This is a genomic window from Mycoplasma feriruminatoris (assembly GCF_000327395.2).
GTDB lineage: Bacteria > Bacillota_I > Bacilli_A > Mycoplasmatales > Mycoplasmataceae > Mycoplasma > Mycoplasma feriruminatoris.
Map to the genome: position 1 here is coordinate 596,158 of NZ_CP091032.1, position 24,270 is coordinate 620,427.

The following is a 24,270-nucleotide window of genomic DNA, read 5'->3' on the forward strand; positions in this document are numbered from 1 at the left end:
TATCTTTAAGCTAATTAAAAAAGCAAAATTCTTTATAATTATATCATTTATTTATAATAGCTTATTTGTTATTTATACTTAGTCAAACTTATCGTTTATTTTTAAATCATTTAATTTATTTAAATAGTAATTAGAAGCTAAAATCATTTTTTTACCTTCTTTTTGAATTTCTAAAATTAATAAAGCTTTATCTAATGTTTTTACAACTATTCCTTGTTTATTAATATCAATAATAGTTCCAGGAATTACATCTTTATACATATTATCAATTTCAACTACTTTAGAACTTTTAATTTTATATCTTTGATTATTAATTGTTGTATATGAAATTGGAGTTGGTGATAGTGATCTAATTAAATTAAAAATATCTAAACTAGTATTATTTCAATTAATTTTTTCTTCTTCACTTGAAATATTTTTACAAAAAGTTACTTGTTCTTCATTTTGTTTAATTAACTCAAATTTGTGATTATAAATATCTAGTAAATATTTTTTACACATACTATAAGCTAACTGACCCATTTTTTCAAACAAACTACCTGAATCATCGCTATCTAAAATATCAATTTCTTGTTGAACATAATAATCACCAGCATCCATTTGCTTAACCATTTGCATAATTGTAATACCAGTTTTTTTATCTCCATTTTTAATTGCATATTGAATTGGAGCTCCACCTCTTAATTTTGGTAATAAACTTCCATGAAAATTAATTGAATCAATTTTTGCTAGTTTTAAAATCTTTGTTGGAATAAATTGACCAAAAGCACAAGTAATTAAAAAATCAAATTCTAAACTAGCTAATTGTTCATAAATTTCACCAATCTTTTCAGGTTGAACTACTTGTAAATTATTTTCTAAAGCTAGTTTTTTAACTGGAGTATAAACTATTTCTTTTTTTCTACCAACTGGTTTATCTGGTTGACTAACTACTAAAACTACTTCAACTTCATTCATTTCAATTAAAGCTTTTAAAACATCAGATCCAATTTTTGGTGTTCCACAAAACACAACTTTTATTTTATTTTCCATTTTTAGCCTCTCATATTTTAATTATTTCACTAACTTTTTTTAAAATTACTACCATTGCTAAAGTATCACGATTACAATACTTAATCATATCTGATCTAATTAAATTATTTCAAACATTTATTTCAATTCTTTGTTCTAAAAATCTTCTAAATGTTTCACTTGCTTTACTTCCATTATTAATTGTTAAATTTTTATAAGTAAAAGTTGAATCTAAACCAGGTTGAGTTTTTTTAATTGAATAAGATCCATAAAAGTTTTTATTAGCAATTAAAAATCAAGGTCTAAAATTAGCATCAATACTATTATCTTGTTTAACACCTTTAAAAAAGTCCATTAAATCAATTGTATTTTGTACTATATATAAAATTGGTATAGCTAGTTTTGGAAATAAAAAAGCAATTCTTTTTAAAACTGATTTTTCAAAAGCATCATTATAAGCTACATAAACACCTTTTTGATTACTAAAAATATTTTTTAAAAAATTAATGATAAATTCTTTTCTTGGATCTTGATAATCATTTGCTAAAAAATCATAATGAATCATCGTTTCAGGTTTATTATAATCATAATTTTTATTATGAATAATATCGATTGAATATTGGAATGGAATTTGATAATAAGGGTTTATTTTAGCATATCTTGGAACTGCAAATTTTACTGTTTCAAAATCATACATATAAATTGGTAGTGTTTCATACTTATTAAACACTTGTTTTAAAATATAAAAATAATTATTATCAACCATTAATGAAGGATCATTTTTAATTTGATCATCAATTTTTGCTATTTGAAAAATTCGATTATATTTATAGTTAATAAATTTATCATATTGATCATTTAATAGACTAGTAATTTTACTATCTAATAAACTATTATAGTCTTTAAAATAAGCTGAAGGTAAATGTCTAATTAAAAAAGCTTTTTGAGTTTGTAACATTCCTCCAAAATGCCAAAAATTAGAAATAGTTTGATCAAATCATTTTAATACATGACAACAAGCTTTGTAATCTGAAAGTTCTCTAGTTCATTTAACTCAATTTTTGTTCTTTTTATCATAATTTAAATAACAAGAATCATTTTTAAAAATTTCTATAATTTCATTTTCATCTTTTTTTAACATATAAGCTATTTTTAAAAACAACTCATCTAAATTAACTACATTAACTAAGTTATTAAAATCTTCAAATAATGTATTTCTATTTTTAGCTTGACCATAAGTAAAATAATCAATTTCAACTAGTTTATTTAAATCTAAATCTTCTATTTGATCTAAATTTTTAAACCCTAAATCTAAATTATCAATATTATCAACAATATCTTTAGCTTGTTTAAAACTAATATTTTGATAGCTATTAACAAATTCATCAATACTTGTTTTTAAATCAAAATCTAAACTAGTATCATAATCTCTTAAATAGTTTTTATTTAATCTAGCAATTGCAATATTATCAACAATATATCCATTTTTTTCTAAAACATACACTTGATAAACTAGATCTCAAAAATGTTCTTTTTTTACTTTAGTTGTAGCTTTAGCTTCAATAATTTCAACATGATTATTACCATTTAACTTTAAAACATCACACTTAACTTTTAAATTAAAATTATCAAATTCAAATGCTGGTTCATATAAATAAATATATTCATTTTGATGATTTTTTAATAGTTCTTTAGTTTGATTAACTGCATCAATTATATTTGCTGTATCATTAAAATCTTTAGTTAATTTATTAGGATAATCTTTGATTTGTTTTAAATCAAAATACTCAATTACTTTTTGACCAAACTCTAATCCATCTTCAATAGCATCACCTTTAAACTCATCAAGATTAAACCCATCATCACTATTAAAAAAACTTACTCATTTATCTAAAAATTCAGTTTTTTGTTCTTCAGTTTTTAAATCTAAATTAGTATATTCTTCAAACAAATTAATACTAGTAGCATCACTATTAAAATCATCTTCAGTTTCTAAATCATGATCAATATTAAAAAAGTATTCTTGATTTTGATTTCATTCTACTGCTTTTTTAAAATTATTAATATTTTGTAAAATTCAAGCAATCTTAATACATTTTAAATTAGCAATCTTAAAAATTTCTTTAGAAATATTAATTTTAAAAATACTATTCATAGCTTAAATTCTTTCTAATATTTGCTAGTAAAATTATACTTTATTAAAAATAAAAAAGGCATTGTTGATGCCTAAGTTAATTACTTTTAGATCTTGAAGGAACAAACTTTTTATTAGTAGTATTTAGTTTTCTTTCTTGATAAATATCAATAGTTCCTTTTTGAGATTTTTGTTTTTCTTTTGCTTTTTTAAGTTGTTCTTTTTCTTCTAAAGCAAGTTTTTTAGCTTGCATTTTTTCAACTTCTTTTAGTTTTTGTTTTTCAGCTTTAGTTAATTTAATAGTTTTTTCTCCAATTGCAATTCTTCTTTTAGTTTCTTCTAAATCAATTTGAGAATTTACCATTCATTCAGTATTATATTGTGATTTATTAACTTTAGTAGTTAAACCTTCAACTTCATATGCTCTAGTTTCAATTATTTTTTGAGTTTTTGGTTCTATTAGTTGTACTATTACATCAAATACATCTCTATATTTGTATTCAGCACCTTTTCTAGCATATACTTTTTCAAATTCAATTCTTAAATTCTTTTTATTTTCATTAACTAAAATATATTCTTTAATTTTTTCTCTTACTTGATTGTATCTTTTTTCTTTTTCTTTTTTATTTGCTTTTTTACCAGTAATAGTGCTTCAAACTACAAATCCAATTACAAAAACTAAAAGCACAATCATCAATATTGTAGATGTTTGCATAAAATCATTTCTTTCTATAACAATATAATTATAAAGTATTTTAGTTTTATTTAATTACTTTATCAATAACAGCTCCACCTAAACAAATATCATTTAAATAAAAGACTGCTTGTTGACCTATTGTAATTGCTTTTAAAGGTTTATTAAAAATTACTTTATAGTTATTATCATCTATTTTTTTAACTACTACTTTATTATCATCTTGACGATATCTAAATTTAGCTTGACATTCAAATTCACTAACATTATCTACATACTTAGATAAATCTAAAATTCAATTAACATCATTTACTATACAACTAGTTGAGTATAAATAACTTTCATCACTAGTACTACATACATATAAAATCTTTTTTTCAACATCTTTATTAGCAACATAATAAGGTTCACTCATTCCAGATAAATGAATTCCTTTTCTTTGACCAATTGTATAATACATAATACCAATATGTTGTCCTAAAACTTTATTAGTTTTAATATCAACAATATCTCCAGTTTGACTTGGAATATAGTTTTGTAAAAAATCAGTAAAATGACGTTCTCCAATAAAACAAATACCAGTTGAATCTTTTTTATTTGCTGTAATTAAATTTTGTTCTAAAGCTATTTTTCTAACTTGTTCTTTTGTTAAATTTGCTAGTGGAAATAAAGTTTTACTTAATTGGTTTTGATTTAGTTGAGCCAAAAAATAAGTTTGATCTTTATTAGTATCACTTGCTTTAATTAATTCATACTGATTAGTAGTTTTATTATAATTAACTTTTGCATAATGACCCATAGCAATAAAATCAGCATTTAAATTATTAATTGCATAATTTAAAAACTTATCAAATTTAATATATTTATTACATAAAATATCTGGATTTGGTGTTCTTGCTTTTTTATATTCTTCTATAAAATAAGTAAACACATAATCTCAATATTCTTTAATAAAATCAATTCTATGTAATTTAATGTTTAACTTATCAGCAACTGCTTTTGCATCTAAATAATCTTGTTCTTGAGGACATATATCATTATTAATATTTGTATTACCCAAAATATCATTATTAGTTGCAGAATCTCAGTTTCTCATAAATAATCCTTCAACTTCATAACCTTGTTGTAATAATAAATAACAAGCAACTGAAGAATCTACTCCACCAGATAATCCAACTACAACTTTTTGTTTCATATATATCCTTTCAAAAATTAATGTTCATATAAAATTATAAATTAGAACAAATATTATATGTTAGACTTACAAAAAAAGCTCCTAAATATTTAGGAGTTAACTGTAATTATTTTTTTAATCTTTTTCTAATTGTGAAATCTCATCAACTAGTTTGAATAGTTTTTCTTTTAGTTCGTTAGTGTTTTTTTCAGAGATTAATTTGTTAATTTCTTCTAAAAAACTTTTAATTGCTTCTTGTGTTTTCTTTTCTTGTGTTATATAAAATTTAGAGTCAAAGAAAAATTTAAATTCCAACAATAGACCTTCTTTTAGTTGTTCATCAACAGTTCAACCTTTATAGGTTTTCAATTTATCTTCAATTGATTTTTTATCTGATGTAAGTCCTTTAATTTCTTCTAAAAGATTGATTAATTCTTCTTTAATTTTTTCATATTTTCTTTCTTTAAATAAATTTTCAATTTTTTTACTATATTCAAATCATTCTTTATCTTGAATTTGTTTACCTAACAAGTATTCTTTTTTAGTGATTAATTCTTCTGCAAATTTTGTAATTTCTGTCTTATTACTTAAATCTTTTAATAACTCTAAGACACGCTCTTTTTCTTCTGACAAAACATCTGAATTATTGTTTCTTTGAATAGGATGATCAGATTGCACATCATTTTTATTTGGCAAATGTTTTTCAATAATTGTATTATTTAGGCCACTGTTTTTATTGTTTTCTTTACTATCTTTTTCTCTAGAATTAGAACTATAATGTTTGTCATTAGATACATTGTTTATGTAATTAGTACCTTTATTAGATTCAGTTCTTTTGCATGAAACAACTAACATTGAAGAAAAAGCAAATGTTATAAGACTTAATATTGTTACACCTTTTTTCATTTTTTACCTTTATAAAAGTATAATTATTAACCTTAAATGACTTAACTTCAAATTGATTTAACTAGATTTTTTGTTAGCTAAAGAAAGAAGTTTTTCAGTTAATTTATCATACTCTTGGTTATCTATTAATTTATTTATTTCATTAGTTAGTTTATCTTGGTGTTCTTTAAATTCATTTCTAAAAATATTAGCAAATAATTCATTAATCTTTGTTAAAATCTTATCTTTGTTTTCTTCTGAAACTTGATCCAATAATTCTGTTATATTTTTTCTTTCTTGTTCAGTAACCTTGTTGTTATTAAAGTTATTACTAATTAATATAGTTATTTCAGTTCTTATTTGATCAAAGTTTGATTCACTAAATAATTTAAGAATTTTTTCATTTAATTCTTGTATTTTCTTTTCAGCCTGTCTTTCTAACAAATTAAGAGAATTCTGATAAATAAGTTGCTGGGCAAGATTTTTAATTTTTTCAAATTCTTTGTGTTCTATCATTTTGCCAATTTGTTCTTTAAGTTGATTATAAACATCTTTTTGCTTATTTTTCTTATCAGGTTTTTTTTCTGATTCAGTTAAATTACCATTTATTTTTGTTGAACCATCATTTTGCAAATCCTTTTCACTGTGACTAATACTGCTATTTGGATTTTGATTATTATTTTTAGGTATTGAATTTGGAAACAGATTAGAATTTTTATTAGATTCTCTAGTTTTATCACTCTTATCAATAGAATCAGTTTTTGATTCTTTATTTTTAGTCCTATTTATAGTATTATCATTAGGTTTTTTGCAAGAAATAGTTACAACCGTTGTAAACAAAGCTGCTATTAAACTTAATATTGTTAGAAATTTCTTCATATCATATACCTATTATTTGATTGATGTTTTTTCTAAATTAGCTATTTTATCTATTAAGTCAAATAGTTTATTTTTAACAGATTCATATTGTTCTTTAGATAATAAACTATTTATTTCATTAGTTTTACTTTTTAGTTCTTCTTCTAATTCCTTTGATGCTTTCTTTTCAAATAAATTTTTTATTTCTTCTAAAATTAACTCTTTATTTTTCTTTTCTACCTTGTCTAGTAAATCCTTTATTTTTCTTGATACCTGATCGCTAGAGAAGTTGTTTTCTTTATTAAAACCTTCACTAAATAGAACTGTTAATTCTCCCTTTATTTCATCATATTTTTCTTCTTCAAATAATTTTGAAATTTTGCTTTCTAAATTTGATAAATCATTAGGTAATTTGTGTTCGTTAGATTTTTGCAAATATCTAGCGAAAAGTTTTGATGCTAATTCCATAATAGTTTGTTTTTCTTTTTTATCCAAATGATCTACTAATTCTTTTTTTAACTTACTTGCAAAACCATCTGTTTTTTCTTTTTTTTCTTCTATAGCATCAGTTGATTTATCATCTGGTTCATCTTTTGGTAACTCTTGTTCATTAGAATTTGATTTTTCTTTTCCTTCCTTATTTACATCTATTTTTTTATTAATACTTTGATTACCATTTGTAGTTTTACAAGACACTAAAACAAGCGATGAGCTTAAAACTGTTATAAAACTTAATAATGTTAGAATTTTTTTCATATATTTCCTTTTTAAAGATTTTGGTGTGCTACTTAAATTTATATTTTTCAAAATAGTGATGATGATATTATTGATTAATTCATTAACCTATTAAAGATACATTTATTAATAATACTTTTTCTATATTTTTTGATTTTTCAATCATTTTATATAGTTTTTCTTTAATTTCGTTATATTGCTTATTTCCTAATAATTGCTCTAATTCATTATCTAAATTATTTCTCTTGTTTTCTGATTCATTATCTAATAAATTAAAAAATAACTGTTCTATCTTATCAACAATGGTGTTTTTTTCTTCTTTTGATATTTGTTTTAATATTTCATCTAACTTCTGTTTGTATTCTTGATTTCAGTTATAATTTCCATCAGAATTCTTATTTATAAGGTCATTGATCTGGGTTTTTAATTTTTCTGATTCATATTTATCAAATAATTTAAAAATATCACTTATTAAAGACGAAATTTTACTCACTTTATGATCGTACTCATTTTGTATCAAATTAGAATTCAATTCTTTAAAAAGATACCTAATTTTCCCATCATTCTTTTTTGATATAATTTCATCCACTTCATGTTTAAGTTTTTTTATATTTTCTGATTCCTTTTTTAAAGGTTCTTCATCTTTAAATGCTTGATCATTAGGCATTTCATTCCTTGAAGGATTTTGAGAATTACTGTTTAAAGAATCATCATTAGAATTGCTTTCATTATTATTACTTAGACCTGATCTACTATTTGAATTTGGTTCTGATTCTGCATTCTTTTCAGATTTACTTTGATCCTTTTTGTTTTCTTCAGGTTCTATTTTTTTATCTTTGTTTTCAGTATCTTTTTCTTTTAAATTATTATTACTATTATCTTTTGTATTCTTACTATCTTTATTATGTTTATTATCTTTTGGATTATTATTTTGTTCATTCTTATTTTCTTTGTTTTTAACTTCTTTATCAACATTATCTGTTTTACAAGAAACAACAACTAGTGATGAACTTAGAGTAGTTAAAAAACTTAGTATTGTTAAGAATTTTTTCATATCTTTTCCTTAGTTTACTAATTTAATAATTTAAATTTAGCTTAGTTTAATTATTAGTTGTTAATACATAAAAAGCTATTATTTTTTACTATTATTTAAAATTAAAAAAAGATTTTATCTTATGTTTTAAAAATAACTATTAATTTAATTAGTAAAACTATAAAATTAGACATTAAAAAATAAGATCAACTAAAATAAGTTAAAAAATCATTTTTAATTTATTTTAATCTATCTTATTTATTATCAACGTTTTTGATCATATTAGCAATACTTTTTGCAATATAGTTTGGATCATCTAAATTAGCATCAACTACTCAAAAAGGAATAACTTCTTTATAAATGTTATATCAAAACTCATAAGCATTAGCTAAGTTTAATCAAAACTGATCATTTGTATCTAATTCAACTTCTCTTGAACGTTTGTTAATTCTTTGAATAGCTTTATATGGATCAATTTTTAAATATATCACAACATCAAAAGTTTTTCAATTATTTTTTAAATCAAATATATTTGGAAGAATGCAAGTTAAAAAATAGTCTTTAAAAACATTATAATCCGTATCATTTAATCTATTATACATATGATCAGTTTGACTAAATACCATTGAATCTAAAATACTTCTATCATAAATAACATTTTTATAATCTTTATATTTGATAAATGTTTTCATTCGATCAGTTAACATTCATAAATCTAATTTGTAATTATAATCTTGAACATTTAAATTATTATCATCATATGCTTTATTAAAATAAGGACAATCTAAACTTGTTTCATTTATAAAAACATAATCATTTTTTAAAAGTTCTTTTAGATTTTCTAATAAAGTAGTTTTACCTGCTCCTGTTGTTCCAAAAATTGCTATTCTCATTTTTTAATCCACTAACTTTTTATTTTAAAATATAAATCATTTAAGATTTGATAAATTATTAGACTAGCTTTGTTTATAAATTGATCAAATTGCATCATATTAGTATCATTTACAAACATTACATCACTAATAACTTTAATACTACTAATTGGTTTTTTATATAAATAAGCAGTATGAAATAAACTACAAGCTTCCATATCAACTATATCTATTTTGTCATCTATTTTATTAATAAAATTAGTTAAATGTTCTTGTTTATTAATAAAAACATCACCACTTGCAATATTACTTATTTTATAATCTAAATTTAGTTTTAAATTATTATTAGCTAAAAAATATTTAGGTAATTTAGGAATTTGACCATAAGAATAATTAAATCCAGTAACATCAACACTAAAATAATAAGCTTTATTAACAAGTATAATATCTGATTGTTTAAAGTTTTTATTTAAACTACCACAAGTTCCTATATTTAAAATTTCACTAATATCATAGTGATTTAATATATAACTTAAACTACAACTAGCATTTACTAATCCTATTTTACTAATACATAATAATATATTTTGATATTGATATAGTTTTAAAATATCATTATCAATTATTAATTTAGCATTAGTTTTTTTAAAACTATATTCTAGTTCTTCATACATTGCACTAATTACTAATTTCATCATCTTTATTTTCTAAATAATAATCAACTGTTTTAATTAACATTGATCCAATATTTTGTTTACCGTGTTTTTTTATAGCTAAATCATATTGATTTTTTAATAAAGTTTTAAACCCTAACATTAAATCTGAAAAACATAACTCTCTTAGTTTTTCAACATTTTCATAATCTCTTTCAATACTAATTTTATCTGCACAAAAAACAATAATATCTAATTTAGACATATTTTCACAACCAACTGTGTGGTTAAAAACAGCACTTAGTATTTCTTTATCTTCAATTAATCAATCATATAATAAGTGTAAATAAGCTGTAAAAGAATGTCAAACTGGATAAGGTTCATTAATTAATTCTGGTAAATAAGTTTGTAAGTAATTTAAAGCTTGTTGTTTTGATCATCTTTTTGTAATATCGTGAAGTGTACCAGCAATTAAAGCTTTTTTAGGATCAACATTTCACTTTAAAGCTAGATCATAAGCCATTTTACCAACATTTAAACAATGTATATAACGTTTTTCATCCATTTTTGATTCCATACGTTCATATAAATACATTAAATTATAATTAACATAATCATTAATTTCTTTAATTTGTTTATCTAAATGTTTTAAGTTTCTAATATCTGTTGAACTTAAATAATTATTATCAAATTCAAATAATTCTAAATTATATTTATCTAAAACTTCTTTATTATAATCTTCATTTCTTTTAAATACTTTAAAATCAATCATTTTAATAAGTTCATCAAAATTGTTTCACTCTTCAAAACGATCTAATTGATCTGATCCCATAATAAAAGAAAAATGATCTGATTTATTATTTTTTAATATATGTTTAACTGTTTGATAAGTTGGTGTTGATTTTTGATTTAAAATTTCATAATCATAAATTTTAATATAGTCAAATTTATTTTTAATAATTTCTAACATATTTAAACGATCACTAACACTACTGTTTTGTTTAGTTTTAAAAGGGTTTAAATAAGCTGGAATTAATCACACTTCATCAAATTTTAATTTATCATAACAAGTTTTTATAATATTAACGTGATCTGTGTGAATTGGATCAAAACTACCACCAAATAGAGCTATTTTTTTACTCATTATTTCACCTAAATTTTTTAATTTTCTTGGTTTTGTTTTTCTTGTTTAAGAACTTGTTTAATTTCTTCATCAATTATGTTAACTTCAAGTTCAATTGGTTTTTTATCATTTATATTTTGATTATTTTGATCTGTTTTATTAGAGTTTTTATTATCTTTTTTATTTTTAATTATTTTAATTTTACGAACTAGAAAATTAAGTAAGAAAATAATTAAAGCTAAACTTGCAATTGTTCCAAAAACTGTTGCAATAACTCAAAAAGGAATAGCTATTCCAAAAACTTCAATTGGTTTAAAATTGTTTGTATATATGTATAAATTTGTCATAGTTTTTATCTAATGATTTTTTTTGGTTTTATAGCTAATGATCTTTTGTGTTTACTTATTTTATGTAAATAATCAATACGTTTTTTTAATTTAGGATCGTTATTTTGTTTTAATAAATAGCTATCAATTAAATCATAACTAAATCCAATTTCACCTTCATCAGTTTGTCCTTCTCACAATCCTGCTGTTGGTTTTCTATTAATTATAATTTCAGGAACATTTAAAATCTCAGCTGCTTTTTTTACTTCTGATTTTAATAAATGAATAATAGGAACAACATCAACTCCACCATCACCATACTTAGTAAAATAACCAATATGTCATTCATCTAAATTATCAGTTCCTAAAACTAAGTATTTTTTAGTTTGAGCAATTGTATATAAAGTTGTCATTCTTAATCTAGCTTTAGCATTTGAAATAGCTAATAAACTAACTTCATCATCTAAATTTGAAAAACTATTTTTAAAAGCATCAAAACTTTTTTCTAAATTTACTTCAATATTTTTTAATTGATTTTTTTTAATTAATTCATTAGCACAATCATAATCTAGTTGTGATGAATAAATAGGCATTCATACAGTTAAATAATTATTAGGAAAAGCACGTTTTGCTAGATTTGCAACAACAGCTGAATCAATTCCACCACTAATTCCAACAACTACTCCATCACATTTGGCTTTTTTTACAGTTTGTTGAATAAATTCAACTAAATAGTCTAAATATTGTTTTAAATTAGTTTCCATATTAATCTGTTCACTCCAATTCATAATCAAAAACTTTTACTAAGTCACCTTTTTTAACACCTTTTTTAACTAATGTTTCATATACTCCAGTTTCTTTTAGTTTTTCATTAAACATTAATAAGTTGTCTTCAGTTCATATTGGGAATTTTTGATAAATTTTAAAAATAGTATCTCCAGCTATTTCTCAACGATTATTACCTTTGTTATAAACTTGAATATCATCTTGTTGTTCAGTAAATCTATAAATTGCAATTTCTTCTTGTTCATTATTTTGATCTAATTCTCATAAAGGTTGTTTTTGTGCAACTTTTAATTGATCATAAATTTTAAATAATAATTCATCGATATTTTCTTTTTTTAATCCTGAAATTTGAACAACGTTTTTATCTTTAAAATAATTAACTATTTTTTCATCTAAAAGATTTAATTGAGCTTCATCTAAATCCATTTTATTTAAAACTACTACTTCAGGTCTTTTTTCTAAATTAAGATTATAAGCTTTTAATTCATCTCTAATTAGTTCATAGTTTTTAATTATATCTTCAGAACCATAATTTCCTGAAGCATCAATTATATGACAAATTACTAAACATCTTTCAATATGTTTTAAAAATTGATGACCTAAACCTTTTCCTAAACTAGCACCTTTTATTAAACCAGGTAAATCAGCAACTATAAAAGTATCATTATTTTTAGTTCGAGCAACTCCAAGTTGAGGAGTAAGTGTTGTAAATGGATAATCAGCAACAACAGGTTTAGAATTTGAAATAGCTCTTAGTAAAGTAGATTTTCCTGCATTAGGTAATCCAACAAAACCAACATCAGCTAAAACTTTTAATTCAGCTCTAATTTCAAATTCTTGACCTAATTCACCAGCTTCAAAAATAGTTGGGGCTTTATTTCTTGAATTTGCAAATCTAGCATTTCCTTTTCCACCCTTACCACCTTTTGCAATTAAAACTAGTTTATTATTTTGATTAATATCAGCTAATATAGCATTAGTTTTTTTATCATATAAAATAGTTCCTACAGGTACTTTGATGATTTTATCTTCACCTTTTGCTCCGTGCATGTTTTTAATATCACCTTTAAAACCATCTTGAGCACTATATTTTTTTTGTAGTTTTAGATCTAATAATGAGTGTTTACCTTCATCACCTTGAAAATAAACAGAACCACCATCACCACCATCACCACCGTCAGGACCACCATTAGGAACAAATAAAGCATGTAAAAAACTAACAGCTCCATCTCCACCTTTACCTGCTTTAATGATTAAATCAGCAGAATCAACAAATTTCATATAGCACCTACTTTATATTTATTGTTTATAATATTTTAATATTATAAAGTTGATTTTTAAAAATATCGTATTAATTGCATTGATTAGTTAATGTATTTCAACACTCATCACATAAAAAAGTTGGAATGTTATTTTTATAATTAGTTTCTTCTAATTTATCTCAAATTAGAATTTGACTATTAACAAGATTTTCAACTTCTTTTTCACTTAGTTTTTTTGTTTGATTTTTTAATAAACTTCCTATTGGAGTTGGTGATGAATTAATTACAAAACTAATTTCATAACTATCACACAAAGAACAAGTTATATTAAAAAACTTAACCATAAAAAAATTATAATCTTTAAAATATTTATAATTTTTTGGATCAAAATTAATTTTCATACTTAAAAACACCACTTTTTTTAATTTCACTAATTATATTAATTACATTAGATTGATTAAATTCTATAGTTTTATTTAAACTTTTTAGATCAAATTCTAAGTCATTTAACTGATAAGATAGCTTAATAACAGCAATAATAGTATCATTGTTTTTAATATCATTAACATATGGAAACTTATAAATAAAATACGAAAATAACACTTGTTTACAAGTCTGATTTAAAAAAATATCTTTTTGATCAATAATTTGTAAAATATCATCTTCAATTTGATAATAAGTATTAAAAATTTGATTTGTATTTAATGATATAGGATTAATTGAATAACTTGTGTTTTTATCTTTAATAACTTTTAAATTAAAATCAATTTGTTGATCAGCTAAACTAATTAATAACAAAGCCTTATTTTCATAAACATTATCTATGTTTAATAAATAGTTTTTTATATCATCAATTATTAATCTAATATTTATATTTACTAAGTTTTTAATAGCAATAATTTGATCTAGATTATTTTGAGAATTTAATAGTTTTTTAATTTCTAAAACACTATAAGTTTTATTTAAATTAGAATTTTGCTTTTCTTTTATTTCTTTTAAAAACTTATAAAGCTCTTTTTCAAAATCAACTGGTATATAACTAATTTCTAGTTCTTGATTAATAATCATTAAAGCTTTATCTAAATTATTGTCATCAATTAATTGTCTTATTTGTTTTAAAGTTTGATCATAGTAATTTGTCATAATAAGTCTCTTTAAAATAAAAAATCGTGCTAAGCACGATTTTAGTTTTCTAAGTGGTGCCCACGAGAAGGCTCGAACTTCCGACCTCACGCTTAGAAGGCGCGTGCTCTATCCTACTGAGCTACATGGGCAATAGCAATCATATATAAATTTATCACATTTATATATGAAAAGAAATAATCTTAATTAATTTTTAAAATTTTCTAACTTATAAATAATTAATAAAGTTTGACAATAGTCTTCTTTATTTTTTATATGTTTAAAATTAGATAAAAGTTTTGCTATTTTTAAAGTTATCTCATTAATAGTTTTTTTATCATATAAAGCTTTTTTTCTTTTATATGGACCAAAAGTAATAATAAAGTATTTAACTAATATTTCTCATGAATAATTATATCTTTTAGCAGTTGATGGAACTAAAGCTAATATTAAAGAAATAATTTTTAACATATTTACAAATTGATTATTAGTTTTTAAAACTTCAATTCTAAAATCTTTTTTAATAATTTCTTTTATAACATCTTGACTAAATCTTAAATTTTCTAAATTAACTGAATTATATTGTTTTTTATAAACATTATGATCATTTAGTTTGTATAAATTTAAAGTATCAACTAAAGCTAGTTTTTTTCTTTGAATTAAAAAATCAGCTAAATAATTACTATCAACTTTTAAAATATCAATTAAATCAATATAACTTGTAGATAATAACACAGCATCTAAAAAGTCAATAATACGATCTTTATCACACACAAACTTAGAATAATCTTTTAATAAAGAAATATGATTTCCAATTTGAATTGGATTATAGTCTTTAATTAAAAATGGTAATAAAAAGCGATCGCTATCATCATAATTTTTAGTTAAAGTATCAGTTTTACTAGTTAGATAAATAGTTGAAGTTTGATTAGAAGTTTTGTTTTGTAAAAACAAAGTTATATAGTTATAAAAACTATCAAAAATTTCTCCACCATCACTTAAAGCTCATACTGATTTAATACGATCTTTTAAAAACAAAGCTGTGTATTTTGCTAATTGAAAGATTAATTTATATTTTTTTTCTATAGAATAAGAAGTTCAATTTTCAAATTTAAAGTTTAATAAAAAGGCATTTCATTCTTCATCATATTCTAAAATATCAATATGTGATTTAAAGTAATCTAATTCGTTTGAAGATAAAGGTCTTCCTGATTTTAAAGCATTTAAAATATTTTGTTTTGTATAAACTTTTTTAATGTTATTAAACATTTGTTGTTCGTTTGTAATATCAATTACTAACATTGTTAAAAACAAAGGATAAGATAAAGAATGATAAACTATCTTATCATTATTTCTTGCTAAAAAGTTAGTATCAAAACGATGCATTTTTGATAATTCAATTAATAACAAGTTTAAAAAATCACTATTGTAATTATTGTTATTAGTTAGGATTAAATTATCTGCAATATATTTAATTGTAATATTTTCAATAATAAAAGAAATTTCTTCAAATTCATTTTTAGTTAACTTCGAACTATAAACTGAAGTTTTTGAATTATTATAATTTAAATATTCAAAAAATCTTGAATAATTATTTGTAATATATTTACAAATTTCACTAATAGATGAATCATCAATATTAATTAATGGCTTATCTTTTAAAATTTGATATTGAAACAACCCATAATGAGTAATTTCAAAAATCTCATTAACTTTTTTCTTTAATAATTCATCTACTTTTTTAAATCTATCTGTTTTTATTTTCTTAACCATATCATGAAAATAAACTCAATATATAGATTCTAAAACTGGCATAATTACACCTACTTTATATAATAAGAAATCAATCTTATTCCATTAACCCAGCTTCATATAAGTTTCTAAAATGACCAGGTTGTTTTTTTAATTCATCAAATGTTCCAGATTGTACAATTCCTGAACCATTAGCTCCTAAAACATAAATATGATCAACATTTTTAATAGTTGTTAGTCTATGTGCAATTGTAATACACATTCTACCTTTAATTAATTCTTCTAGTTTATCTTGAATTTCTTTTTCAACAACATTATCTAAAGCACTTGTAGCTTCATCTAAAATCACAACATCTGGATCTTTTAAAAATACTCTAGCAATAACTAGTCTTTGTTTTTGACCACCAGATAAAATAAATCCTCTTTGTCCTAAAACAGTGTGATATTGATCTGGTAAAGACATAATAAAATCGTGAAGTTCAGCTTTTTTACATGCTTCAATCACTTCTTCATCAGTTGCATCAAATTTAGAATATTTAATGTTTTCTAAAAAAGTACCATATAAAATTTGTGGTTCTTGTTCAACATATCCAATATGATCTAAATAAGCAGGTAAGTTAATTCTATTTAAATTATGTTCATTATTAATTAGAATTTTTCCTTGAGTTGGTGAATAAAATCTTAATAAAAGTTTTGCTATAGTAGTTTTACCACTACCAGTTTGACCAACAAAAGCATAACTTTTTCCTTTTTCAAAAGTTAAATAAGTTGGTGGTATAACAATTCTTTCAGGTTTTTTTGGATATGAAAAAGCTATATTATCAAACACAATACTATTAATTTTATCAATTTTATAACCTTTTAAATTTGAGTGAATTAAAGGTTTTGGATCTGTTAGTTCACTAATTCTATTAGCAGCATTAGAAGCAGCAGTTGCTGATCTTAAACTTGGTAATAAAATAGCAATTCCCCCAATTAAAGTTGATAGTAATGGAAAGATTAAAGCAATATTTGCTCCTAAACTATTACTTGATTGAGAATTACTTAAATATTGAACTGCAATAATAATAAATATGATTGGAATTAATAACTGAATTACAAAAGTTAAACAAGTATTTAATAAAGCAGAAGAATGAGTAAATTTAGTTAATCCATCTTCATAATTTTTATTTTGTTCTTCTAATCTTTTAATTTCAAATTCTTCAGTTCCACTAGCTTTAATAAGTGAAATGTTATTAATTCTATCTGTCATATCAGCATCAGTGTCTCTTTTTATATCAAATGCTAATATTAATTTTCTTCTCATATCTATAAAAAATCCAACACAGAATAAATTAGCTATTAATAAATAAACTAAAGCTAGTGTTGCAATCATATATAGTTGTTGAGTATACATAATAACAATAGCAGTAATTGAACCAGATAAAGCATAAATTAAATTAGTTAAAAATTGTTGTACTCCTAAAGCTAAAAACTGAGTATCTCCAACTAATCTAGTTAAAATATTTCCTGAAACGTGATCAAAATAAAAATCTACATCTTGATCAGTTAAAGCTTTTAAAATTTTAAGTCTTTGCATTACTTCAATTTGAGCTGAATATAAAGCAATCGTAAAGTTAGTAAAATATTCACAAATAATTACTATTAATAAGTTAATACCAATTACATATAATCATCCAGTTGAATTTAATTGCATTCAATTAAATAATCATTGAGTATCATTATTTACTAAAGTATTAATTACTTTTGAAGAAAATAAAGGAAGCATAGCTGAAAAAATAGCATCTAAAGAAGTAAAAAATACAACACCTAAAAATAATAAAGGATTTTTTTTAGCTATTTCAATATTCATTCTAATAAAAAGGCCAAATTTTTTTAAAGTAAATTTACCCTTATTATCAAAAGTTCATTTTTTCTTAATATTTGTATAAACTTTTTTTACTTTTGACATACTAACACCTCCTTAATTAAGCATCATATTTAGAAAATCCAGCTTCATATAAATCTTTAAATTCACCTGGTTTTTTAACTAATTCTTTAAAAGTACCAATTTGAATAATTCCTTTTTTAGGACTAAGAACAATAATTTGATCAACATTTCTAATAGTTGAAAGTCTGTGGGCAATTGTAATACTTGTTCTGTTTTGCATTAGTTCTTCTAATTTAGCTTGAATTTCTTTTTCAACAACATTATCTAAAGCACTTGTAGCTTCATCTAATATTAAAATATCAGGATCTTTTAAAAACATTCTAGCAATAACTAATCTTTGTTTTTGACCACCAGATAAAATAAATCCACGTTCTCCAAGAATTGTATTATATTGATCAGGTCAGGTCATTATTAAATCGTGAAGTTCAGCTTTTTTGCAAGCTAAAATAATTTCTTCATCTGTAGCACTAGGTTTTACATATCTTAAATTATCTAAAACTGTTCCTAGTAAAACTGATGGATCTTGTTCAACATAACCAACATGACTTAAATAACTTGGTAAAAATACATCTTTAATATTAATGTTATTATTAATTAAAACTTCTCCAGAAGTTGGATCATAAAATCTTAATAATAATTTTGAAATAGTTGATTTTCCAGCTCCAGTTTGGCCAACAAACGCATAACTTTTTCCTTGTTCTAATGTTAGATTAAAGTTAGGTAAAATTACATTATCAGGTTTATCAGGATAAGCAAAGTTAACATCTTTAAATACTAGATTTCCTTCAATTTTATGAATTCTAATTCCTTTTTTATCTAATGAGTGATTGTTAATAAGTTGTTGTGCATCAGTAATTTCATCAATTCTTTGAGCTGATGTACTTGCTTGAACCATTCCAATAATAGCTCTTAATAATTGCATAATTGGTCCAATTAGCATTCCAGCACAAATTAACATAGGACCTAAAATAGTTTTTAAAGTATTAATATCATTTTTATACAATCATAAAGCTATAAGTGTCATTAAAATTTGAACAGTATTAATTGCAAAAAATAAAATACTGATCATTACAGCTTGAAAGTAACTAATTTGTTTGTATTTTTTATAATAAATATCATGAATTTGTACAAATCTAGTTTTTTCATATTCTTCAGTACCATTAGCTTTAATTAATTTAATTGTATTAATTCTATCAGTAACATCACCATTAATATCAGTAATGATTTTTCTAAGATTAAACACTAGTTTTCTCATAGGTAAAAAAGATAGTCCAAATAAAATGCCAAAAATTGCAAATAAAGCAATGAAAAATAGACCAATATATAAACTAGTTGTGACAAATAAAGTAATTAAAGTAAATACCATTGTAAAAAAAGCAGTAAATATAATATTTGGTATAACTGAAGCTTGCATACCAATAATTTGAGTATCTGAAACTACTTTTGTTAAAATTTCTCCTGTTTTTTTATTTGAATAATACTGTATATCTGTTGTAATTAGTTTTTTAGTTAATTCATTTCTCAAACTAATTTCAATTTTTTTACCAAGTTCATTTCCAAATAAGTTAGCAATATAAGTAAGAATGGCAGTTATTACTAAAATAATAATCCAAATTGCTAAAATTACTTTTCAATTTAATCCCCAAGAACCTACAAAAGTTTGTTTAGTTTTTTCAAATTCAACAGAAAATTGTAATTGTTGCATTAATAAAGGGTTAAATGCAGCAAATAAAGCAGAAAGAATGGCAGTAATTAATAAACCTATAGCTCATTTTTTATTAATTTTCATGTGTTTTCAGATAACATTAATAAAACTTTTTCTACCCTGATTAAAAGATTTTCTATCTTGTTTTATTTCTTCATTAGTCATTGGTTTATAAAAATGATCGAAATTATTTTTAACTTTCATTCTTATTCTCCTTATAGTAAAATCTCTAATAATTATAACATTTAGGCATTTAAAAAGAAAAAGAGACCAAGTTATAGTCTCTAGTGCTATTTAAAAATCTTTAATCAATTTTACTAGTAGATTTATTAATAATTTTATTGATTTTTTAGATAAATGAGAAAAACTATTTTTTATTTTACAAATATAAGATATCTAAAATTTTTACTAAATAAAAGACTAGATTAATTTTAATAAGTGTGATTAGTTTAAATATAAAATTCTGCTTGCAAAAATCTCGTTTCTAATATTTGTTAGGTCATTATTTGAAGTAAATGATTGAATTCTTCCTTCAATTCCAACAACAGCTTGATCGTGTAATAAAAACTCATCATCAACAGCATTTGATCAAGCTTTAATATTAATATAATCTAAAGAATCTACTTCTTTTGATTTGTATGGTTTTGGTACTTTAACAACAAACTTGTAAAGTTTTTTTTCTCCATCTTTTGAAGTATAAGCAACAGTAGCATCACCTTCTAATTGTCCAATAAGATTTACTAAATTCATATATTTTTCTCCTTTTTGTTTTCTCATTATTGTATTAGGGAAAAAAATTACAAAATGACCTTTTTTTAACAATTTTTTTAACTTTTTTTAAAATAAATTTAATAAATACTTTAAGTAAAATTTAAACAATTTTTAAAATTATAAAATATTAGTAGTGATAAATATGAAAACTAAATTTATTCAACCTATTATTGCTTTAATAATATTAGTTTTATTAATCATATTAGCTATATTTTTAAAATCAGCAAATTTAAGATGATCTTTAGTTATTGGTTTTATATTAGGTTATGTTATTAATAGATCTAGTTTTAATTTTTCAATTGGTATTAAACAGGCTTATTTATATAAAAATACTAATTTAACAAAAGCTTTTATTTTACTTTTAGTTTTTAGTTTATTAATAGTTTTTATAATTAAAATGATTTCTAATTTTTATAATCTAAATTTAATTTCAAATATTTCTGATGTTAATAATATTAGTATATTAACTTTTATTGGTAGTTTTTTAATTGGAATATCAATAATAATTACTAGTAATTGTGCTAGTGGAATTTTAGTTGATTTAGCTAAAGGAAAAATAAAAGGATTAATTGGAGTAATCTTTTTTATAATAGGATCAGTTGTTGGATATATTAGTTTAAAGTCTTTTAGTAAAACTAGTTTTTTTATAAAAACTAGTACTAAAGTGTTTTTATTAAATCACATAGGTTTTTTAACAACACTAATTTGTAGTTTATTAGTTTTATTTATTTTATATTTAATAGTTAAAAAATATGAACATAAATATCAAATGCAAAACTTTAATTTAAAAATAAATGATGACAAATTAATAAATAATTCATCTAAAAAGTTATTTAGTTATCAGACTTATTATAAGTTATTTGTAAAAAATTGATCTTTTATAACTGCTAGTATTTTAATTAGTATTTGTGCAAGTTTTATTTTAGTAATAAATAATAAAACATGAGGTGTATCAAGACCTTTTTTGATATTTTTTACTTATTTATGTAGTGTTTTTAAAATTAATTTATCAAATCAAATGTTTGCAGATTTTATAAAAATTACTAATAATGGTTTATTAAATGATAGTTCAACACTTATAAATATAGGATTTTTTATAGGTTGTTTAGTTTGTTGTTTATTAGCAAATAAATTTAAATGTGAATTTAAAATTAATAAAAAAGAACTTTTTTATTTTACAATAGGAGGTTTTTTACTAGGATTTGGATCAAGTTTAGCTAATGGATGTAGTGTTGGAGGAATGTATTCAAAAATAAGTACATTTGATTTATCTGGATGAGTATTTTTAATTGGTATGATTATTGGAATATTTGTTGGAATTAAAATTTTTATTAAAAAACATAATATAAAAACTCAACAGACTATAGTTTTATAAAAAAAGCAAAGATTCTAGTTTAACTAGTTTCTTTGCTTATTTTTTTAATTGGTTTATAAGATTTTCTATGAATATCTAAAATTCCATACTTTTTTATTGCTAATAAATGTTGTTTTGTACAATAACCTTTATGAGATTTAAATCCATAATTTGGATAAATTTGATCATATTCATCTAATATTTTATCTCTTGTTACTTTTGCTAAAATACTACTACAAGCAATAGAAAAACTTAAATCATCACCTTTTATAATAGGTAAAGTTTTAATATTTTCTAGTTTTATATTTTGATTACCATCAATTAAACTAAGTTGTGGAGTAATTTTTAAATTATTAATTGTTGTTTTAAAACCTAGTAAACTAGCTTGTAAAGGATTAAGTTTGTCAACTTGTTCACTTGAAATAACAATAATTTGATAATCTAAACAATTTTTAATAATTTCATCAAATAGAATTTGTCTAGTTTTAGGATTTAATTGTTTTGAATCTTTTATTAAAGGATTAAAGTAATCAGGTTTTAAAATCACACTAGCTACAACTAAAGGTCCTGCTAAACAACCTCTACCAGCTTCATCACTTCCTGATAAATAAGTGATATTGTGATCTTTTTTAATTTGATCATCAAATAATTTTCTATCTATCATAATGAACTTATATCATTACCTTGTTTGTTATCTTCTGGATTAATGGCTTTTTGAATTTCTTCTGGAACTACTTCTAAAACTTTTTCAAAAGAAATTTTTCCTAATTTACCTTTTTCTAGATCTCTTAAAAATGAAGATAAAATTCTTTCCATATCTAAAATATCTTCAGTAACATATCATTTTTTTTCAATTCCAATTGTTTCAAAAATTTTATATGAGTCAGCAACTGAAATTGGTTTTTGTAATCTTAAATTGATTTTGTAATATTTTTCAATAACATCATCATAATTGTTATAAACATAACTCATTAATTTAGCAGCAACTCTTTCTTTTGGAAAGACATTATCTTTTATTGAATTAATTGCACAAATATTTACAGCAACTGTTTCAGATTCTAATTTTGAAGGTAAAACTCCAGGTGTATCTAATAGATTAATAAAAGGATTTAAATGAATTAATTGAATTCCTCTAGTAACTCCTGGTTTATTTCCAACTTTAACATTTTTTCCTTTAATAACTCTATTAATAAAAGTAGATTTTCCAACATTTGGAATCCCAATAACTAAAGCATTAATTAAAGTATTTTTAATTCCTTTAGCTTTGTCTTTTTCACGTTTTTTAACTGTTAATTCATTAATTACATTAATTAAATCATTAACAACATCAGTATGTCTATTATATAAAACTATTACTTTTGAATTTTCATTTTTAATATAATAATCTACTCATTGTTGAGTAACTTTAGAATCAGCAATATCTGCTTTTGAAAAAATATAAACAATTGGTTTATCTTTTAAAAGCTTTTTAAAAGTAGTGTTTTTTGATGAATAAGGAGCTCTTGAATCAATAACTTCAACAACAACATCAACCATTTCAATTCTAGCTTCAATATCTTTTAAAGTTTTATTCATATGACCTGGAAATCAGTTGAACTCTGCACTCATAAAATCACTTCTTTCTTTTTTTCTAATATAATCTTATCAATAAATAAAAAACATCATAATAAAGTATGAAAATACTTTTCATGATGATTAAATTATTGTTATTTAGCTTGTTTAGTTGGCATAATTTCTTTAATTCTAGCAGCTTTACCAGAAAGATTTCTAATGTAATAAATACGAGATCTTCTAACTTTACCACGTTTAACTAAAGTAACTGAGTCAATAATTGGTGAGTGTAATGGAAAAGTTCTTTCAACAAATACACCGTTTGACATTTTTCTAACAACTACTGAATAAGTAATTCCAGATCCTTGAGTTTTAATAACTAATCCTTCAAAAGATTGGATACGGAATTTATCTCCTTCTTTAATTTTTACATCAACTCTAATAGTGTCTCCTGATCTAAAATCTATTAAATCATCGCGTAATTGATTATTAACAATATCAAATCTTGACTTAACAGTTTTTGTAGCTTTTGAACTCAT

Annotated in this window: 24 protein-coding genes and 1 tRNA gene; 1 reads left to right on the forward strand and 24 read right to left on the reverse strand. The window is 22.3% G+C overall.

Annotated features, from left to right (window positions below; genetic code table 4):
* Positions 1–78: 78 nt before the first annotated feature.
* The 21 genes from fmt to D500_RS02655 form a co-directional block, all read right to left on the reverse strand.
* Entirely contained in the window at positions 79–1,032 is a 954-nt protein-coding gene (gene fmt, locus D500_RS02555; protein WP_008363906.1) for a methionyl-tRNA formyltransferase, read from the reverse strand.
* Positions 1,022–3,166, reverse strand: a complete 2,145-nt coding sequence (locus D500_RS02560) for a DUF2779 domain-containing protein (protein ID WP_008363903.1) — start codon at positions 3,164–3,166, stop codon at positions 1,022–1,024. The genes fmt and D500_RS02560 overlap by 11 nt, the downstream gene beginning before the upstream one ends.
* A 76-nt stretch (positions 3,167–3,242) precedes the next feature.
* On the reverse strand, positions 3,243–3,860 hold the full coding sequence (locus D500_RS02565) for a hypothetical protein (RefSeq protein ID WP_008363901.1): 618 nt from the start codon (positions 3,858–3,860) through the stop codon (positions 3,243–3,245).
* Between the two features lie 46 nt (positions 3,861–3,906).
* Positions 3,907–5,034, reverse strand: a complete 1,128-nt coding sequence (gene mnmA, locus D500_RS02570; protein ID WP_008363899.1) for a tRNA 2-thiouridine(34) synthase MnmA — start codon at positions 5,032–5,034, stop codon at positions 3,907–3,909.
* A gap of 114 nt (positions 5,035–5,148) precedes the next feature.
* Positions 5,149–5,919: a hypothetical protein gene (locus D500_RS02575; RefSeq protein ID WP_008363897.1), complete on the reverse strand. Its 771-nt coding sequence runs from the start codon at positions 5,917–5,919 to the stop codon at positions 5,149–5,151.
* Positions 5,920–5,976: 57 nt separating this feature from the next.
* The gene (locus tag D500_RS02580) at positions 5,977–6,777 is read right to left on the reverse strand and encodes a hypothetical protein (RefSeq protein ID WP_008363895.1); all 801 of its coding nucleotides are present in this window, start codon (positions 6,775–6,777) and stop codon (positions 5,977–5,979) included.
* A gap of 12 nt (positions 6,778–6,789) precedes the next feature.
* Positions 6,790–7,512 (reverse strand): hypothetical protein, encoded by a 723-nt coding sequence (locus D500_RS02585; RefSeq protein ID WP_008363893.1) that lies wholly within the window; start codon positions 7,510–7,512, stop codon positions 6,790–6,792.
* Positions 7,513–7,594: 82 nt separating this feature from the next.
* On the reverse strand, positions 7,595–8,545 hold the full coding sequence (locus D500_RS02590; RefSeq protein WP_008363890.1) for a putative lipoprotein: 951 nt from the start codon (positions 8,543–8,545) through the stop codon (positions 7,595–7,597).
* A 233-nt stretch (positions 8,546–8,778) separates the two neighbouring features.
* Positions 8,779–9,417, reverse strand: coding sequence for a deoxynucleoside kinase (locus D500_RS02595; protein WP_008363888.1), 639 nt, complete (start codon positions 9,415–9,417; stop codon positions 8,779–8,781).
* Positions 9,418–9,428: 11 nt separating this feature from the next.
* Positions 9,429–10,091 carry a 5'-methylthioadenosine/S-adenosylhomocysteine nucleosidase gene (mtnN, locus tag D500_RS02600; RefSeq protein ID WP_008363885.1) on the reverse strand — a complete coding sequence of 221 codons (663 nt, stop codon included), beginning with the start codon at positions 10,089–10,091 and terminating at the stop codon, positions 9,429–9,431.
* Complete coding sequence (locus tag D500_RS02605) at positions 10,075–11,193, reverse strand: nicotinate-nucleotide adenylyltransferase (RefSeq protein WP_008363883.1); 1,119 nt, start codon at positions 11,191–11,193, stop codon at positions 10,075–10,077. Before D500_RS02605 ends, mtnN begins: the two co-directional genes overlap by 17 nt.
* Before the next feature lie 17 nt (positions 11,194–11,210).
* Positions 11,211–11,519 carry a TIGR04561 family membrane protein gene (locus D500_RS02610; RefSeq protein WP_008363881.1) on the reverse strand — a complete coding sequence of 103 codons (309 nt, stop codon included), beginning with the start codon at positions 11,517–11,519 and terminating at the stop codon, positions 11,211–11,213.
* Positions 11,520–11,524: 5 nt separating this feature from the next.
* Positions 11,525–12,262: an NAD(+) synthase gene (gene nadE / locus D500_RS02615; RefSeq protein ID WP_008363879.1), complete on the reverse strand. Its 738-nt coding sequence runs from the start codon at positions 12,260–12,262 to the stop codon at positions 11,525–11,527.
* A 1-nt stretch (position 12,263) separates the two neighbouring features.
* A complete protein-coding gene (gene obgE / locus D500_RS02620; protein ID WP_008363877.1) occupies positions 12,264–13,565 on the reverse strand; it encodes a GTPase ObgE in 1,302 nt (433 codons plus the stop codon).
* 70 nt (positions 13,566–13,635) lie between these two features.
* Positions 13,636–13,947, reverse strand: a complete 312-nt coding sequence (locus D500_RS02625) for a hypothetical protein (RefSeq protein WP_008363875.1) — start codon at positions 13,945–13,947, stop codon at positions 13,636–13,638.
* On the reverse strand, positions 13,937–14,689 hold the full coding sequence (locus tag D500_RS02630) for a hypothetical protein (protein ID WP_008363873.1): 753 nt from the start codon (positions 14,687–14,689) through the stop codon (positions 13,937–13,939). The genes D500_RS02625 and D500_RS02630 overlap by 11 nt, the downstream gene beginning before the upstream one ends.
* 54 nt (positions 14,690–14,743) lie before the next feature.
* Positions 14,744–14,820: transfer RNA gene (locus D500_RS02635), tRNA-Arg, on the reverse strand.
* A gap of 55 nt (positions 14,821–14,875) precedes the next feature.
* Positions 14,876–16,483 (reverse strand): hypothetical protein, encoded by a 1,608-nt coding sequence (locus D500_RS02640; protein ID WP_008363871.1) that lies wholly within the window; start codon positions 16,481–16,483, stop codon positions 14,876–14,878.
* A 34-nt stretch (positions 16,484–16,517) separates the two neighbouring features.
* Positions 16,518–18,371: an ABC transporter ATP-binding protein gene (locus D500_RS02645; RefSeq protein WP_008363869.1), complete on the reverse strand. Its 1,854-nt coding sequence runs from the start codon at positions 18,369–18,371 to the stop codon at positions 16,518–16,520.
* Between the two features lie 16 nt (positions 18,372–18,387).
* Positions 18,388–20,259 carry an ABC transporter ATP-binding protein gene (locus tag D500_RS02650; protein ID WP_008363868.1) on the reverse strand — a complete coding sequence of 624 codons (1,872 nt, stop codon included), beginning with the start codon at positions 20,257–20,259 and terminating at the stop codon, positions 18,388–18,390.
* A 240-nt stretch (positions 20,260–20,499) separates the two neighbouring features.
* Positions 20,500–20,805, reverse strand: coding sequence for a single-stranded DNA-binding protein (locus tag D500_RS02655; protein ID WP_008363866.1), 306 nt, complete (start codon positions 20,803–20,805; stop codon positions 20,500–20,502).
* A 163-nt stretch (positions 20,806–20,968) separates the two neighbouring features.
* Here D500_RS02655 and D500_RS02660 point away from each other — a divergent pair, with 163 nt between their 5' ends.
* Positions 20,969–22,201 (forward strand): YeeE/YedE family protein, encoded by a 1,233-nt coding sequence (locus tag D500_RS02660; RefSeq protein WP_008363864.1) that lies wholly within the window; start codon positions 20,969–20,971, stop codon positions 22,199–22,201.
* Positions 22,202–22,220: 19 nt separating this feature from the next.
* Here the strand turns inward: D500_RS02660 and D500_RS02665 are convergent, their stop codons facing one another.
* The 3 genes from D500_RS02665 to rplS form a co-directional block, all read right to left on the reverse strand.
* A complete protein-coding gene (locus D500_RS02665) occupies positions 22,221–22,844 on the reverse strand; it encodes a ribonuclease HII (RefSeq protein ID WP_008363862.1) in 624 nt (207 codons plus the stop codon).
* The gene (gene ylqF, locus D500_RS02670; protein ID WP_008363860.1) at positions 22,838–23,788 is read right to left on the reverse strand and encodes a ribosome biogenesis GTPase YlqF; all 951 of its coding nucleotides are present in this window, start codon (positions 23,786–23,788) and stop codon (positions 22,838–22,840) included. The genes D500_RS02665 and ylqF overlap by 7 nt, the downstream gene beginning before the upstream one ends.
* 98 nt (positions 23,789–23,886) lie before the next feature.
* On the reverse strand, positions 23,887–24,270 hold the full coding sequence (gene rplS / locus D500_RS02675; RefSeq protein ID WP_008363858.1) for a 50S ribosomal protein L19: 384 nt from the start codon (positions 24,268–24,270) through the stop codon (positions 23,887–23,889).